General features: G+C 60.4%; 15 protein-coding genes. 5 read left to right on the top strand and 10 right to left on the bottom strand.

The window, feature by feature from the left end; all coding sequences use genetic code 11:
• Positions 1 to 9 precede the first annotated feature (9 nt).
• From CWS72_RS05455 to CWS72_RS05475, 5 genes are read right to left on the bottom strand one after another with little or no spacing between them, the layout of a single operon-like run.
• Complete coding sequence (locus tag CWS72_RS05455) at positions 10 to 1011, bottom strand: ABC transporter ATP-binding protein (protein ID WP_101249568.1); 1002 nt, start codon at positions 1009 to 1011, stop codon at positions 10 to 12.
• Positions 1012 to 1023: 12 nt separating this feature from the next.
• The gene (locus CWS72_RS05460) at positions 1024 to 2064 is read right to left on the bottom strand and encodes an ABC transporter ATP-binding protein (RefSeq protein WP_101249569.1); all 1041 of its coding nucleotides are present in this window, start codon (positions 2062 to 2064) and stop codon (positions 1024 to 1026) included.
• A complete protein-coding gene (locus CWS72_RS05465) occupies positions 2061 to 2951 on the bottom strand; it encodes an ABC transporter permease (protein ID WP_101249570.1) in 891 nt (296 codons plus the stop codon). The genes CWS72_RS05460 and CWS72_RS05465 overlap by 4 nt, the downstream gene beginning before the upstream one ends.
• Positions 2952 to 2959: 8 nt before the next feature.
• Positions 2960 to 3913 carry an ABC transporter permease gene (locus CWS72_RS05470; protein WP_101249571.1) on the bottom strand — a complete coding sequence of 318 codons (954 nt, stop codon included), beginning with the start codon at positions 3911 to 3913 and terminating at the stop codon, positions 2960 to 2962.
• A 2-nt stretch (positions 3914 to 3915) separates the two neighbouring features.
• A complete protein-coding gene (locus tag CWS72_RS05475) occupies positions 3916 to 5529 on the bottom strand; it encodes an ABC transporter substrate-binding protein (RefSeq protein WP_199175551.1) in 1614 nt (537 codons plus the stop codon).
• A 473-nt stretch (positions 5530 to 6002) separates the two neighbouring features.
• On the opposite strand from CWS72_RS05475, the gene CWS72_RS05480 reads away from it, so the two are divergent.
• Both CWS72_RS05480 and CWS72_RS05485 read left to right on the top strand, forming a co-directional pair.
• Entirely contained in the window at positions 6003 to 7709 is a 1707-nt protein-coding gene (locus CWS72_RS05480) for a methyl-accepting chemotaxis protein (protein WP_101249573.1), read from the top strand.
• A 229-nt stretch (positions 7710 to 7938) separates the two neighbouring features.
• Complete coding sequence (locus tag CWS72_RS05485; protein WP_274540584.1) at positions 7939 to 9612, top strand: methyl-accepting chemotaxis protein; 1674 nt, start codon at positions 7939 to 7941, stop codon at positions 9610 to 9612.
• 98 nt (positions 9613 to 9710) lie between these two features.
• Here the strand turns inward: CWS72_RS05485 and otnI are convergent, their stop codons facing one another.
• The 3 genes from otnI to otnK form a co-directional block, all read right to left on the bottom strand.
• The gene (gene otnI / locus CWS72_RS05490) at positions 9711 to 10490 is read right to left on the bottom strand and encodes a 2-oxo-tetronate isomerase (protein ID WP_101249575.1); all 780 of its coding nucleotides are present in this window, start codon (positions 10488 to 10490) and stop codon (positions 9711 to 9713) included.
• A 77-nt stretch (positions 10491 to 10567) separates the two neighbouring features.
• Positions 10568 to 11230 (bottom strand): 3-oxo-tetronate 4-phosphate decarboxylase, encoded by a 663-nt coding sequence (otnC, locus tag CWS72_RS05495; RefSeq protein ID WP_101249576.1) that lies wholly within the window; start codon positions 11228 to 11230, stop codon positions 10568 to 10570.
• Positions 11227 to 12501 (bottom strand): 3-oxo-tetronate kinase, encoded by a 1275-nt coding sequence (otnK, locus tag CWS72_RS05500; RefSeq protein ID WP_101249735.1) that lies wholly within the window; start codon positions 12499 to 12501, stop codon positions 11227 to 11229. The genes otnC and otnK overlap by 4 nt, the downstream gene beginning before the upstream one ends.
• Before the next feature lie 112 nt (positions 12502 to 12613).
• On the opposite strand from otnK, the gene CWS72_RS05505 reads away from it, so the two are divergent.
• The gene (locus CWS72_RS05505; protein ID WP_146002633.1) at positions 12614 to 13297 is read left to right on the top strand and encodes a PDC sensor domain-containing protein; all 684 of its coding nucleotides are present in this window, start codon (positions 12614 to 12616) and stop codon (positions 13295 to 13297) included.
• A gap of 62 nt (positions 13298 to 13359) precedes the next feature.
• The gene (locus CWS72_RS05510; RefSeq protein ID WP_274540585.1) at positions 13360 to 13767 is read left to right on the top strand and encodes a GGDEF domain-containing protein; all 408 of its coding nucleotides are present in this window, start codon (positions 13360 to 13362) and stop codon (positions 13765 to 13767) included.
• 45 nt (positions 13768 to 13812) lie between these two features.
• On the opposite strand, the gene CWS72_RS05515 is transcribed toward CWS72_RS05510, so the two are convergent.
• Positions 13813 to 14631: a pyridoxal phosphatase gene (locus CWS72_RS05515; protein WP_101249579.1), complete on the bottom strand. Its 819-nt coding sequence runs from the start codon at positions 14629 to 14631 to the stop codon at positions 13813 to 13815.
• Positions 14632 to 15139: 508 nt separating this feature from the next.
• Here CWS72_RS05515 and CWS72_RS05520 point away from each other — a divergent pair.
• The gene (locus tag CWS72_RS05520) at positions 15140 to 16135 is read left to right on the top strand and encodes a LacI family DNA-binding transcriptional regulator (protein WP_101249580.1); all 996 of its coding nucleotides are present in this window, start codon (positions 15140 to 15142) and stop codon (positions 16133 to 16135) included.
• A gap of 21 nt (positions 16136 to 16156) precedes the next feature.
• On the opposite strand, the gene CWS72_RS27355 is transcribed toward CWS72_RS05520, so the two are convergent.
• Entirely contained in the window at positions 16157 to 16429 is a 273-nt protein-coding gene (locus CWS72_RS27355) for a hypothetical protein (protein ID WP_146002634.1), read from the bottom strand.
• Positions 16430 to 16454: the final 25 nt, after the last annotated feature.

The raw sequence follows: 16454 nt of genomic DNA on the forward strand, positions 1-16454 counted from the left end.
ATTTCGGCGTTAAGAGACCTTGGCGGTGACGGAAGGGGGAACCCCCTCGTCGTTCAGGGAGTGGAAACAGGCCACGCCACGGCCGGCGTGTGTTTCGTAAGCCGGAATGGAGGCCAGGCAGGTCGCCGAGGCATGGCTGCAGCGCGGCGCGAAGGCGCATCCGGGGGGAAGGTCGGCGAGATCGGGGGGCGCCCCGGGAATGGCCTCCAGACGTGTTCCCCGCATGTTCTGTGTGACCGTCGAGGCGAGCAGTCCCCGGGTATAGGGATGCGCCGGTCCACCGATGATTCCGGCGATGGGACCTTCCTCGATGATGCGCCCGGCATACATGACGGCGACCCGGTCGGAAATCTCGACGGCGACGCCGATGTCGTGGGTGACGAAGATGATCGACAGGCCCATTTCGCGCTGCAATTCGCGAAGCAGAAGCAGGATCTGGATCTGCACCGTGGCGTCGAGCGCGGTGGTCGGTTCGTCGGCCAGCAGTAATTTGGGCCGGCAGGACAGGGCCAGCGCGATCATCGCGCGCTGGCGCATGCCGCCCGACATTTCATGGGGATAGGCATGGTAGCGCCTGGCGGCTTGGGGAATCTGCACGCGGTCGAGAAGACGGATCGCTTCCGCCTCGGCGGCCGTGCCGTCCATCGCCCTATGCCGTCGGATGGCTTCGGAGATCTGCCGGCCGATGGAATAGACCGGATCGAAGGCCAGCAGGGGTTCCTGGAAGATCATCGAGGTGACGGAACCCCGGTATCGGCGGAGCTGTTCCTCGCTCATGGAGAGGATATCATGCCCGTCGACCTCGATACGGCCGCCATAGGTCGTCCGCCGAGGCGGATGCAGGCGGAGCAGCGAGCGCAGAGTGACGCTTTTTCCGCATCCCGATTCACCCAGCAGGCCCAGCACTTCGCCGGTGCCGACGGTGAAGCTGACCCCATTGACGGCATGCACGGGACGGCTGCCGCCGAAAGTCACGGTGAGATCGGAAACGGAGATGAGAGGATTGCTCATGAGCCGTTCCTTTTAAGATGCGTCTGGATGGCCCGAGGCCGGATCGGCCATCAGGCAGGCGACCCGATGATCCGCGCCGACGGCCACGCTGGGCGGGGCGATTTCGGCGCAGACGGCATGGGCCTTGGGACAGCGGTCGCGGAAACGGCAACCGGGCGGCGGATTGATCGGGTTGGGCGGATCGCCGGTGAGCGGCGTGCGTTCGGTCCGCCGCGCGGGATCGAGGGAGGGGACCGCGGACAGCAGGGCCTTGGTGTAAGGATGCCGGGGGTGTGCGTAAACCTCCTCGACGGGGCCGACTTCCACCACCTGACCCAGATACATCACCATCACATGGTCGCTGATATATTGCACCACGTTGAGGTCGTGCGAGATGAACATGTAGGTGAGCTTCAACTCGTCCTTCAGATCCATCAGCAGATTGAGCACCTGCGCCTGCACCGATTTGTCGAGAGCCGAGACCGATTCGTCCAGGATGATCAGACGGGGATTGAACGCCAGGGCCCGGGCGATATTCACCCGCTGGCGCTGACCTCCGGACAGCTCATGCGGGTAGCGTCCGCCGAAGCGCCCGGGTTCGAGGCCGACGCGGTCGAGAAGATGGCGGGAGCGTTCGATGGCCTCACTGGCCGGCAGGCCATGGACTTGCGGGCCGAAGGCGATGGCCCGTTCGATGGTCATGCGGGGATTGAGAGAGGCGAAGGAATCCTGAAACACAAGCTGAAGATTGCGCCGTAACTCCTTGAGGGGCATGCCTCCCGGCACACCGACCGCCTCGCCGTCGAAGATCACCTCGCCTTCGTCCGGTTCGATCAGGCGGGTCAGCAAACGGGCCGTCGTCGATTTGCCGCAGCCGGATTCGCCGACGATCCCCAGGGTCGTCCGTTTGGGCACGGTGATATTGACGCCGTCGACTGCGTGGACGGCGCCCTTGTTGCCGCCGAAAAGACCGCCGCCCAAGGGGAAATGCTTGCGCAAGCCGTTGACGATGAGGATCGGCTGGGCCGGACCGCCACGGTCCTCAGCGGAGGGAAGGGGCAGGTCGTTGCTCATTCGGTAACCTCCATCGCCGAGCGAATTCCGTCGGCCATCAGATTGAAACACATGGAGGTTATGAAAATCATGGCTCCCGGCAGGGCGGCGACCCATGGATTGACGTAGATGGCGCTGCGCAGCGTATTCAGCATCAGGCCCCATTCCGGCTCGGGCGGCTTGACGCCGAGACCGAGGAAGGACAGGCCCGAGGCCAGGATCATGCTGACGCTGACCAGGCCGGTGGCGTAGACGAAGATCGGTCCCAGGACGTTGCCCAGGATATGGACCCGGATGATCGTCAGGCTGGAGGCGCCGCTCATGCGCGCCGCCTCGACATAGTCAAGCGTTCTGACCTGGGTGGTGACGCTCTCGGCGATGCGGGTGAGTTGCGGGATGAAGATGAGCGTCAGGGCCAGGATGCTGTTGGAAATGCCCTGTCCCAGGGCACCGGCGATGGCGACGGCCAGAAGCACCGAGGGGAAGGCGTAGAAGACGTCGAGCAGGCGCATGATCGCCATATTGATCCGTCCGCCGGCGTATCCGGCGAAGATGCCGACCACGCTGCCGATGACGAAGGCGATGAACACCGGCATGACGCCGATCAGGAGGGACATGCGGCCGCCGTAGGCCAGGCGGGCGATCATGTCCCGGCCCAGTTCGTCGGTTCCCAGCAGATACCCCGGCGAGCCGATCGGCAACAGGCGGCGGATCATGCTGGTCTTATAGGGGTCGGCCCCGATCAGCCATGGGGCGAGAAGAGCGAGGAGGACGATCAGCAGCAGGATGGCGGCGCAGACCACGGTCAGCTTTTCCCGACCGATGCGGCGCAGGACGCCGACCCAATAGTTGCGTGAGGCCTGCTTGATCGAAGCGGGGACGGTGGGTTGGGTGAGGGCATTCGACATGGCGGTTCTCAACTGCGCCGCATTCTGGGATCGATGAGCGGTTGCAGCACATCGACCATCAGATTGAGCAAAACGAAAATCAGGCAAAGGATGAGGATGGTGCCCTGCAACAGCGGCAGGTCGCGCTGGAAGATGGCCGTGTTGAGCAGGAATCCGCTGCCGGGCCAGGCGAAGACGGTTTCGACCAGGATCGAACCACCCATCAGATAACCGAGCTGGAGGCCCATGACGGCCAGCGCCGTCGGCGCCACATTCTTGACGACGTGCAGGAATACGGCGCGGTCGCTCAATCCCTTGGCCCTGAGGGCCTGGACGAAATCCTTCGACAGGGTGTCGGCGACCAGGGCGCGAATGGTCCGGGTGACGATACCCAAGGGGATCACCATCAAGGTCGCCACCGGCAGAACGAGATAGCGGATGTGTTCGCCGTCCCACAACCATTCCTTCGAGCCGCCGGGACCCGCGCCCATGGCCGGAAGCCAGTTGAGGCGCGTCGAGAAGATGATGGTGAGCACCATGCCCAGCCAATAATGCGGCACGCTGACGCCGACCACCGAAAGCGCGGTGGCCAGACGGTCGACGATGCCGCGATGACGGTAACCGGCGACACCCCCCAGGAGCGCGCCCAGGGCGAAGCCGATGATGGCGGCGATCACCGCCAGCAGGATGGTGTTGCGGACCGCCGAGAGCACTTCGTCGGCCACCGGACGGCCGGTGGCGACCGAGGTGCCGAGATCGCCGGTCAGGGCGCGGCCCAGCCAGCGGACATATTGCACCGGCAGCGGTTTGTCGAAGCCATAGGCCGCTTTCAGCGCATTGACCACTTCGGCCGGGGCATCGGCCGGGACGACCGCGTTCAGCGGATCGCCCGGAGCGATGTGGACCAGCAGAAAACAGACCAGGGTGACGCTGAGCGCGATGGGAAGCGCGTAAAGGAGTCTTTTGAGGAGATAGACAAGCATGCTTATCGCATTCCGATGGTGGTCAGATCCTGGAACCAGGATTGGGCCTGAATGAAGTCTTTGACCTTGGGCGACAGGCCGTGCGGATTGACGTCATGGACCACCCAGAGCATCAGGGCCTCGTCGACCATCTTCTGATGCACCTTGGCGAGATATTGGTCCTGCAGCCTGGTGTCGAAGGTGACCCGCGTCTTGGCCAGCAGATCGTCGACCTCGGCGTCGGCGTAGTTGCCCCAGTTGACGCCGTTGGGCGCGACGTAACGGCTGTCGACGAAGCGGGTCAGGGCATAGAAGGGGTCCGACGTCACATAGCCCAGGTTGATGGCGGTGATGCCCTTGCCCAGATTCATGTCGGCCTTGGCGCCGTTGCGCCAATGCAGATAGAGCGTCTCCAGTTCGACCACCTCGAAGTCGACCTGAATGCCGATTTCCGCCAGGCTTTGCTGAACGAATTCATTCATCGGCAGGGAAAGCATCTGGCCGGTGCCGCCCTGGGCGATGATGACCCTGGTCTTGAGGGGTTTCTCCTTCGAATAGCCGGCCTCCTTCATCAATTTTTTCGCCGTCTCCAGGTCGTATTTGATGTCGAAGGTGGGCTTTCCGAACCAGGGCGAGGTCGGATCGAGCTGGCCCTTGGCCGGCTTGGCGAGGCCGTTCATCAGGGCGACGACGGCGTCGCGGTCGATGGCGAGATTGGCCGCCTTGCGCACGCGGATGTCCGTCCAGGGCGAGCCCGGCAGCAGGCTGAAATGATAGGGCCAGACATGCGGCGTGACATTGCTGACCACCAAGAATCCTGCGCTTTTGAGCTGCGGCAAGGTGTCGGGAGCCGGTGATTCGATCAGGTCCACTTGTCCGTTCAGCAAGGCGTTGGTCCGGGTGACGGCATCGGGAATGGGAATCAGGACGATGCGGTCGGTCTTGGCCAGGCGGGTCTTATCCCAATAATCCGGATTGCGGACCAGGTCGGCCCGCTCGCGCGGCACCAGCTTGTCCAGCTTGAAGGGGCCGGTGCCGGACGGCTGATTGGCGAATTTGTTCCAATCCCGGCCCAGAGCCTCGAACTGCGCCGGGCTCGAGATGAGAAACCAGGGGAGCTGATAGGGAAAGAGGGTGTCGACTTCCTTGACGGTGATTTCGACGGTGTCGTCGCTGATCTTGCGGTAGCTGGCGATCGACGGGATGCGCGGGCGGACCTGCGCGCTCTGCTTGGCGTCGAATTGCGGGGATTTGTCGTTCAGGACCTTGTCGAGATTCCAAATCACCGCATCGGCGTTGAAGGCCGAGCCGTCATGGAATTTTACGCCGTGACGCAAGGTGAACAGCCATTTCGTGGCGTCCTTGGCATCGGGTTTCCACTCGGTTGCCAGGCCCGGCACCAGCTTGCCGGGGCGGTCGGCGACATTGGCTTCCCAGGCGACCAGCGGGTCGTAAAGGGTGTGGCCGGTGAATTGATAGGCGCCCGCCCCACGGTCCGGCTGGCCGGTGGTCAGCGGGATGTCGGCCATCGAAATACCGTATCGCGCGACGGTTTCCGCATTCGCCGGCAAACTCGCCAGAATGAGGAGGCCGATCCCGCCGAGGCGACGGAGCATTCGTGAGGGGTGCGGGGGCATCAAACATTCTCCTGGGGCGAAGTCTCGGCGGCGTATCAAACCGGGCAGGATCGCTGCCGGCAGGCGATTGAGTGCAAAAGCGATGCCAGGGAACGGGACTGTGCGTGATGCGCACTCTTTCTGACGAGTGGAGCGCAGCGCCGGTGGGAGGTGATGGAAAAAAGCTCAAAAATTAGGCAGATATTGATATATGCCTATGTCTTGAGCGATATCTCTTTTGGCAAGAGTATTGAAACTCAAGGACTTCCTCCGCAGTCGATTTTTTCAAGGATCTTGCCGTATACACGTCCCGGGCTGAGGTCTCCCGGTATTCGTAGGTGTTAAATTTTTATATTTTTCTATCATAAATTATTGCCAGTCATTGATACCCTCCTCAAACGGGGATAGCCCGAGCTTGGGAAAAGAAGAAAAGTGGGCGGGAGCGCAGGGTTTAAAAAAAGACGGTCGACGGCGTCGGGGGCGAGGAGAGCGATATGATGAATTGGCGGATCGGTACGCGGATTTATGCCGTGGTTGCCATGTTGTCCCTGGTTTCCATCGTCCTGGCGGTGATTGGGCAGTGGGCCATGCAATCTTACGAACGCCACGTTCGGGATATCGTGATCGCATCGGATCGCGCCTTTATCGGCGAGCGTATCAACGGCGATATCTATGCGGTGGTGATGGATTCCCGCGGCGTCTACATGGCGCGCTCCGCTGCCGAGGTCGAAAAGTTCGCCGTGCCCTTGCTGAAGACCCTCGATGATCTGGAAAAACAGGCTGATGCCTGGAAAGCGCTCACCCCTGAGTCGCAAAAATCCCGGATGGCGGAATTGGATACCGAACTTCGCAGGTTTGTCGCCTTCCGCAAGGAACTGGTCCAGATCGGTCGTCAGCAGGGCAATCCGGCGGCCAGGGAGTATGGCGACAACGATCAGAACAGGGTCAATCGCCAGAAGCTGGGAAAGCAGGTGGCGGAGTTCGCCGAAGCGCACAATCGTGAGATTACCTTCCTGCGCGATGATTTGACGAAGTTTGGCCGGTGGCTGGAGATGCTTATTATGGGCGCGACCATCGCGGGCATCATCACCGGGGTGGTCTTGTCGGTGCTGACGGTCAGGCGCTCGATCGTGGCGCCGTTTCATCGTCTGAAGGAGGCGACGATCACCCTGGCCGGGGGAGCGCTGGACGGCGTGACGCTCGATCTTGGGCGGCGTGACGAGATTGGCGAAATGGCCGCGGCGGTCGACGTGTGGCGGCGTAACGCCCTGACCCGCAGGGAACAGGTGGCGGAGATCGAGACGGATCGGCGCGCACGGGCCGAGCGGGCCGTGCAGGTTCGGACTTTGACGCGGGAATTCGACGGTATGGCGGGGGCGACCATCAAGGAACTGGTCGCATCGGCGAGCGCCTTGGAGAAGAGCGCCGAATCCATGGGCAATGTCGCCGAGCGGACGGCTGCGCGGGCCAACGCCGTAACCCAGGCATCCAATCTAGCGTCCGACAATGTGCAGGCGGTGAGTGTTGCGGCCGGGCAGTTGAATTCGTCGATTCGTGAAATCGCCGCCCTGGTCGAGGCCTCGCAGGACGTCGCCGAGGCGGCGACGGCCGAAGCCTCGAAGACCGACGCCCTGGTGCAAAATCTGGCCGGTTCGGCGCAGAAAATCGGCGATGTCATAAAATTGATCGAGGATATTGCCGGGCAGACCAATCTCCTGGCCCTGAACGCCACCATCGAAGCGGCGCGGGCGGGGGCCGCCGGCAAGGGGTTTGCCGTCGTCGCCAACGAGGTAAAGCATTTGGCGACGCAGACCGCGCAGGCAACCGGCAACATCGCCTCGCAGATCGCCGAAGTGCAAACGCAGACCGTCGAGGCGGTGGCGGCTTTGGGGGAGATCTCCTCCATCATCGCCAAGGTCAAGGAATTTTCCGGCTCCATAGCCTCGGCCGTTCAGCAGCAGACGGCGGCAACCCAGGACATCGGGCGAAGCGTGCAAGGCGTGTCGGAATGTACCGGTGACGTCGCGGCCAATGCCGGCGAGGTTCTCGACGCCGCCAGCGCGGCGGACGAGGCGTCGACGGTCGTCTCGGAAGCGGCTGGCATCTTGCTCACGCGCGCCCGCTCATTGCAGGACGGAGTGCAGGGCTTTCTCAGCAAAGTGGGGGAAATTTCCAGAAAAGACGAATCCTCGGCTTTCTAATGGGATGGATAATCAGAATGACGTATTTTTCAATTTCTATTTTTACGAGATTTTTTTCGCTTAACTTATATCAACGGTGAGTTGATCAATATTTAAACATATGAGTGCCTTGAATATGAATGTCTTTTCTTCTTTTACTTTGTAACAATACGGGTATTGTGCGGTCTGCGTGGATTTTCATACACGAGTCAAAGGGCTGGGTGAAGGGAGCCTGAAGATGCTTTCGAACATGAAAACGCAGCATAAGCTACTATCCTTGGTTGCTGTCATGCTGGCGTTTACCGTAGCTATTACCCTGTTGGGTCTTCATGGTATGCGCGTAATGCGTGAAGGGCTGCGAACCGTTTACGAAGAAGCCATGGTGCCGATGGTCCAGTTGGATGCGACGATGGATGGCCTCAATCGTATCCGCTACTTCAATCTTCTCGACATCGTTTCGGAGAAAAACGATCCCATTCGGGCCGATAGCGCGGGCCGTATCGCGGATTATCAGAAAATCGCGACGAAACAATGGACGACCTATTTCGGAACGGTTTCGGAAGGGCGTGAAAAGTCGATCGCGGACCGGATCAACCAGTCGATGTCGGAATATTTCCGGCTGGTCGATGAAGCCCATCGCTTGGCCGAACTGGGCGAGCGCGAGAGGGCCACGGTCATTTCCTCGGTCGACAGCCGCAAGATCTTTCTGGTTTTGTCCCAGGATCTGCGAGATTTGATCGCCATGCAGGACAAGGAGGGCAAGGCGCAATATGAAAAAGCCCTCGACGTTTATCAACAGACCTTCACCGAAAATCTGATAGCCCTCATCGCCGGTCTCACCGGCGCTTGCCTGTTCGCCTTCGTCATCGGCCGCTCGATCGTCGCTCCCATTGGCGGCATCACCAGGGTGATGATGGCCCTTTCGGGCGGTGAGCGGCTGATCGACGTGCCCTTTACCGAAGGCCGGAACGAGATCGCCGACATGGCGCGCTCGGTGCAGGTGTTCAAGGACGGTTTGATCAAGGCGGAAAAACTCGAGGTCGAAGCCAAGGAAAAACTGCGGCAGGACATGGAGAGGGCGAAGCAACGCGAGATTCTGACGCAGTCCTTCGATCAGGAGGTCTCCTCGCTCCTCGAATCGGTGGGGGGGACCGTCGAACAGGTCCACGACACCTCGGACAAGCTCAGCGACGCGGCCAGTGCCTCCAGCGCGCAGAGCACCCGCGTCGCTTCGGCCGCCGAGGAAGCCTCGGCCAATGTCCAGACGGTCGCCTCCGCCACCGAGGAATTGAGCGCGTCGACCAGGGAAATCAGCAGCCAGGTGACAGACACCTCCCGTATATCGCAGGAGGCGGTGGTCGAGATTTCGGCCGCATCGGAAACAGTCGAGGCGCTTCGCCAGTCGGCCGAGAAGATCGGCGATATCGTCAAGCTGATCGAGGATATCGCCGGACAGACCAATCTGCTGGCGCTGAATGCCACGATCGAGGCGGCGCGCGCCGGAGAAGCCGGAAAAGGATTTGCCGTCGTCGCCAACGAGGTCAAGAACCTGGCGACGCAGACGGCCAAGGCCACCGGCGAGATTCAGGAGCAGATCGGCTCGGTCCAGGTGTCGACCAGGGAAGCCGTTACCGCCATCGATCGGGTCCGCGCCACCATCAGCCGGGTTGACCAGGTGGTTACCTCGATCGCCAGTGCCGTTGAGGAACAGAACGCCGCAACCCAGGAAATCTCGCGGAACGTCCACGAGGTGTCGGCGGCCAACGGAGAGGTCAGCCACAGCATCGTCGACGTTTCCCGCGCCGCCCAGGCGACCGGCGACATGGCCGGTGAAATGCGGGACGCCGCCAACGGATTGAAACAGGAAGCCAGCGGCCTGCGGGACAGCGTGGCCGACTTTCTGTCCAAGATGCGGGCGGTCTGAGGAGGGGCCCGGCGTTCGCGGGCCAAAGGGCGAAGCAATCCGGAAGAGGATTGCTTCGCCGCCCGTCCGCCCGTTGCCGGCGTCTGGTCGCTTCCGTTCTATCGGGTTAGCCGCTCCAACCAACCCAAACCATCCTCGGTACGTCCACGCGGACGATATTCGCAGCCCACCCACCCTTGATAGCCAAGCTCATCGAGAAGACCGAACAGATAGCGGTAGTTCAGCTCCCCTTCGTCCGGTTCATGGCGGTCAGGCGCGCCGGCGATCTGGATGTGGCCGATCTGCTCGATATATTTGCGGATCTTGACCGCCACATCCCCCTCGGTCACCTGCACATGGTAGAAATCCATCTGAACCTTGAGATTGGGTTCGCCGACTTCTTCGCGGATGGCGTGGGCCTGGGCCTGGTTGTTGAGGAAGAAGCCGGGCATGTCGCGCGGGTTGAGCGGTTCGATAAGAAGGGTGAGGCCTTCCTTGGCCAATTGCCGCGCGGCGTAGCGCAGGTTGCGGACGAAAACCTCATGATGCAGGGCCGGATCGGCTCCTGCCGGCGGATATCCGGCCATGGCCAGGATGCGCGGAGTGCCGAGGGCCTTCGCATAGATCAGCGCGGTGGCGACATTCTCATGGAATTCCTCCTCGCGGCCGGGCAGGGAGGTGATGCCCCATTCCTTCGCGGCGACGTTTCCCGGCGGCATGTTGAACAACTGGTTCGTCAGCCGGTTGGATTTCAGCCAGCCGGCGACCTCCTCGGGCGGGTAATCATACGGAAAAAGAAATTCCACGGCGTTGAAACCCGCCTTGGCGGCGTTCACGAAACGCTCGGGAAAGGGGACCTCATTGAACATCATCGACAGATTGGCGGCGAACTTGGGCATGGCTATTCGTTTCCTCGTCCTAGTGGTGAAAATCTGATTACGCTTCTATTTCAATAAAGTAGAGGGCGATTCAGACTTTAGAGTTCCAGTTTGAACGTTGTTTTCAGGTCTTCTATCTGCAGGTCCGTCAACGGCCGGGTGGGAAGACCCTGCAGCAGCAGGAACAGTTTGGCTGTCTCTTCCAGTTCCTCCATGGCGTAAACCGCCGCCTCAAGGGAGACGCCTGAAACCACCGGTCCGTGATTGGCGAGCAGAACGGCGCTGTGTTTGCCCGCGAGCCCGCGGATCGCGCCACCCAGCGCCGGGTCGCCGGGCCGATGATAGGGAATGAGCGGCAGTCGGCCGATTTTCATGACGAAATAAGGGGTCAGTGGCGGCAGACAGTCATGACAGTCCAACCCATGCATGCAGGAAACGGCGGCGGAGTGCGTCGAATGCAAATGGACGATGGCGCCGCTGCCGCTTCGTTCCTCATACATGGCCCGGTGCAGGGGGGCCTCCTTGGAGGGAGGGTCTCCCGCAATCAGGCGGCCGGTCCAATCCAGTTTGGCGATCCGGGCCGGATCGAGGCGACCCAGACAGACATTTGTCGGAGAGAGCAGCCAGCCATCGTCGAGGCGCACGCTGATATTGCCGCTGCTGCCGGCGGTCAGTCCTCGTTCGAAGATGGACCGGCCGAACTCGACGATTTGTTCGCGCAACCGGTTTTCATCGCGTTTCGTGGCGGGCGAGGCGCTCATGACAGATGGCTCCAGGCCTTGAGGAAGAAATCAGGGGTTCCGAAATTGCCTGACTTGAGCGCCATGGCCAACGGTTTCCCGCCGGTTTCGGAAGAACGCAGGGTGACCGTCCAGGGCACGCCGGGATCGATCTCCCGGCCGATGCGCAAGCCTTTTACGTCAAGTGCCTTGACGACGGCGCCCGAGGTTTCTCCCCCGGCGACGATCAGCCGATCGACGCCCAGCACCACCAAACCTTTGGCGATCGCCGCCAGGGCCTGTTCGATCAGCATTCCGGCCCGGTCGACACCCAGTGCCGTTTGCGCCGCCTTGACCTCGGCCGGCGAGGCGGTCGCATAGATCAACACCGGACCGTCGGGTAGCAAGGGTGCGGCCCATGACAAGGCCCTGCCGACGACGTCCACGCCCTTGGCCAGTTCGAGCGGATCGATCAGGAAGGAAGGGTGCCGGGTCCGCATCGCCGCCACCTGGCCGAGCGTCGCGCTCGAACAACTGCCGGCGATGACGGCCCGTAGACCGGTGCCGGCGGAGGGCGTGACCGCCGCGCCGTCAAGGTCGATCGCATCGGTGAAGTTCTGCGGCAGTCCGACGGCGATTCCCGAACCTGCCGTTACCAGCGGCAGGTCTGCGCAAGCCGCGCCGATGGTCAGCAGATCGCCATCGTCGAGCGCATCGACGATGGCGATGCCGATCCCGTCTCCTTTGAGGTCGGCGAAACGGGCGCGCACCGCATCGCTGCCGCGGCGGACCGTCTGATAGTCGACGAGGCCGACTTTTCGCTTCACCTGCGCCTGCAATGTCCGGACGAGATTGGCGTCGGTCATCGGGGTGAGGGGGTGGTGCTGCATGCTGCTTTCATCGAGCGGCACGTCGCCCACGAACAGTTGGCCCTTGTAGATGGTTCTGTGATTGGCTGGGAATGCCGGACAGGCGATGGTGAAGTCGGTGTCCAGGGCATCCATCAAGGCCTCGGCCACCGGTCCGATATTGCCTTTCGGCGTCGAATCGAACGTCGAGCAATATTTGAAATAGAATTGCCTGCACCCCGCCTGGCGCAGCCATCGAAGGGCCGCCAGCGAATCGCTTACGGCCTCTTCGACCGGGCAGGTCCGCGACTTCAGCGCGATGACCACCGCGTCGACGTCGTCAGGCAGGGGATGGTCGGGAACGCCGATCATCTGGATCGTGCGCATACCACTCTTGACCAGCATGCCGGCCAGATCCGTTCCACCGGTGAAATCGTCGGCAATGCAGCCGAGTATTGGCGCCATGGTCTCCTCCTTATTGAACCGCGCGCGAATTCCGAAGGTTTTTGCCTGCGAGAAAGGGGGCGCGATGCCGATGGTTGCGGCTGTTATTTTATGTTTCGGACTTTGAACGCCGATGAGCGTAATGGAAATTGGCAACGCTGCCAAGTCGAATTGGCAGCGTTGCCAATTTCCAGGCGAAAAGCCAGAAAGGCCATTTCAAACAAGCCTTTGGTATGATTCAACGCATCCCTTCCGACAGGGTTATACGCTATTTCCTCCTCCCCTTTTCAACGAAGCCGGCATCACCATCACCCGCGCCATGGCCCCGGTGGCGTCCGCCGGCACGAAAATATCGGCGGACTTGGCGGTCGCAACCATGAAGGGGCGGCAGGGCATCTACGATATAGAGACGCGGGATGGCGTTCTTACCAAGACGGCACTGGTCAAGCTGCCCTCTTGGAACCTGTCGATTGCGATCGGCGTTCCGGTCGACAGTATCAATGCTCCCGTTCGACAGGCGATGTTTCGCCTCGCGTTTGGTGGCGTGACATTTCTCGCCCTCAGTCTGGCCGCCGCGGGATGGTTGTCTCGTCGTCTGGCCAAAGACATCGCGCGCTTCGCGGAGGCTTCATCCGCCATTGAGCAAGGGAAGAAAGCTGAAATCCCCAGCACAATCATCAAAGAAATTCATATGGTGGGAACCGTTCTTTCCGTAACCAGAGAAAGAGAAAACAAGATGGCCGAAGCCCTTGAGGCGGCCGTGGAAACACAACAAAAAATCTCTGAGGCTCTTGACTTGGCCAAGCGCGACCACTGACTGGACTTGCGAGCAGAGTTTCTTTTTTAGAAGCAATTTAATTAATTCATTAAAATATTAAAATAAATGAAGATGGAGTAGCTATTCTATTTATTGATCTAGATAATTTCAAACAGGTCAATGACACTCACGGGCCCGAAAAACGGGACGAAATATTGAGGAGCGTAGGGAAAATACTGCGTTCAATTCTCAGGGATAAGGACGTCGCCGGAAGAATGGGGGGCGATGAGTTCGTCATTTGCGTCAGCGCCCGCCGTGAGGTGATTCAGAAAACGGCTATGTCCATCGCTCAACGAATCATTACCGGCACAAACGGCGTTGGGTATGGCATCGGGTGCAGCATCGGGATCGCGTTGATCACCTCTCCGCAGGATACCATCGCAAGCACGATCAAATGCGCGGACGCAGCCATGTATGAAGCCAAAAAACTCGGCAAGAACCGCTTCATTCTGTTCGGAACCTCAAATTAGAAACGGCAATGACGTAATTTCATCATGATCACCACAACTTGGTGTTTAGGGAACGAGGCGGCGCAATGCCGCCGCGATGCCGTCGCCGTCGTTGGTTCCGGTGACCCAGTCGGCACTGGCTTTCACATCGTCCGTACTGTTTCCCATGGCGATGCCGACGCCCGCCCGCGATAGCATGCTGATGTCGTTTTCACCGTCTCCGAACGCCACCACCTGGTCGAGATCGATCCCCCGCGAGGCGGCCCATTCCGCCAGACGGCCGCCTTTGCTATTGCCGCTTCGGGCGATATCCACGCGGTTGTGCCAGGACCATTCGTAACTGGCGCGCACGGCCTCTTTCATCTCGGCGATACAGCCGGCGAGCACCGCATGATCAGGGTGCGAGGCGACTATTTTCCAGATCACTGTCGCTTTTTCGACTTCCTCTTCGAAAGTCTCGACCCGCCTTAAGGCGGGTCTTACCCTTTCCGGCAGTTTGTCGCGCCAGGCCAGCAGGCTTTTGACATGCTCGTTTTCCGTTTCGAACGTCATGGCGTCCCTGACATAGACGAGGCAATGCACCTTGTGACGGCGGGCAATGGTCAACAGGGCGAGAACCTGTTCCCGTTCAAGAGGATCGGCGGCCAGCACCTTCGATTCGGCATAGTCGAAGATATAGGTGCCGTTGCAGCAGATGATCGGAGTCTCCAGCCGTAATTGGTCGTGGTAGGCATGGGACGCCACATGATGCCGTCCGGTCACGAGGATGATCCCGAGGCCCTTGACCCGGACTTCTTTCAAGGCGGCAATGGTGTCATCGCGGATCGCTTGGTCGGAGTCGAGCAGGGTGCCATCGAGGTCCAGCGCAACAAGCTTGTATGTCATGATCGGTCCTTCTCGCGGCAGTGGTTGTCTCTAGTGATGAAAATCTGACGGATGGTGCCCCCGCCATCCATCAGATTTTCATCACAATTCAATTAGTTGGTGGGCCAACTTATCCAGACGCTTGGGCACTAAGCGTCTGGGTTGGACCACTAGCAGGCTGCGGAAAAAGTCGGAATTTCTTCGTCATTCCCGCGAAAGCGGGAATCCATGCTCTATCGGAATCAGTATTTGGTATCCCGATAATGCGCTTACCACAATATGGATCCGCTTTCGCGGGGATGACGACGGAAATGATATCACGACGACTTTTTTTGCAGCCTGCTAGGATGTTTTGTACCCGCTTTAAGGAGCCAAGTCTCGCGCATGGTCGGATGGCCCCGCCCGGCAATTGTGGGGAACGATGAATGAATTACGGCAATCCGCGTTCAAGCGATTGCTGTGGCCGTGTTGATCCGTGCCAAGGATCGTGCGACAAGAGCGACTAGGTCTTAAAAGGGGAGCCGGGCCGATGGGTGTCAAAAGGTCACAGTTGACCTTGAGGGATGTCGCGCGGGAAGCGGGTGTCGGGGAAAGCACGGTTTCACGCGTTTTACGTAATCATGGAGCGGTATCGGCCGAAACCCGCCGACGGATCGAGACTGCGGTGGCGCGGTTGGGCTATGTCCCAAATCGGATCGCCGGTCTGCTGGCCTCGGAGGGGTCGACCCTGGTCGCCATCATCGTTCCCTCCTTGACCAACAATGTGTTTCCCAATGTGTTGGCGGGGGCCAATTCAGCTCTCGATGCCGGTGGCTTCCAGTCGGTGGTGGGGGTCAGCGAATACCAGATCGACCGCGAGGAAAGCCTGATTCGCGCCATGCTGGCATGGCGGCCCGCCGGGTTGATCGTGACGGGATTGGAACATAGCGAAGGTGCGATCGCCTTGATGCAGGGATCCGGCGTCAGGGTGGTCGAATTGATGGATCTCGACGGCGACGGGCTCGACGGGGTCGTCGGCTTTTCAACGCATGCCGTCGGTCGCACCAGTGCGTCTCACCTGATCGGGCGCGGCTATCGACGGATTGGCTATGTCGGGCATAACATCCAGCGGGATGCGAGAGCGGGAAAACGTCTGGCGGGTTTCAGGGAGGCGTTGGCCGAGGGCGGTTTGACGCTGGTGGACAGCGAACTGGTCGACGGCATGTCTTCCATCGAGGCCGGGCGCGATGCATTGGCCCGACTCCTGGTACGCAGCCCCGCGCTCGATGCGGTTTATTTTTCCAACGATGATATGGCTTTGGGGGGATATTTCCATTGCCTGGGGCAGGGAATTGCCATTCCCGATCGTCTCGCCCTGTTCGGTTTCAACGGACTGGAAGCGGGGCGGTGTCTGCCGCAGCCGCTTTCCACCATCAAGACGCCCCGTTTTCTGATCGGCGAAACCGGGGGAAAGCTGGTCTGCGCCGACAATGGCCCAAGCCGGGTCGATGTCGGATTCGAACTGATCGAAGGCGCTACCGCCTGAAGTTCGTCGGCTAACCGCCTTTCATTCCATCAGTTTTCTCGCGGTACATCCTGAGCCGCCATGCATGGCGGCATTTCCGCATAAATTTTGTGTGGCAGCGCTTCCATTTTGGATTGGCAGCGCAGCCAATGGCATGTTATAGGGAATGGCAGCGTTGCCAATATAAAAAATTATAAGACTCCCGCCGAACGCTCCGGGTTTCCGGTTGGTGGGATTCCGTTCAGGAGGATATGCCGATGCCTGTTCAACGACTCGGTATTCGCTGGAGGCGCGCGTTCCATCGTCGTCGTCCATCCGGCTTCCACTCGACATATGAGCG

The organism is Telmatospirillum siberiense, from assembly GCF_002845745.1.
Taxonomy (GTDB): Bacteria; Pseudomonadota; Alphaproteobacteria; order Rhodospirillales; family Magnetospirillaceae; genus Telmatospirillum; species Telmatospirillum siberiense.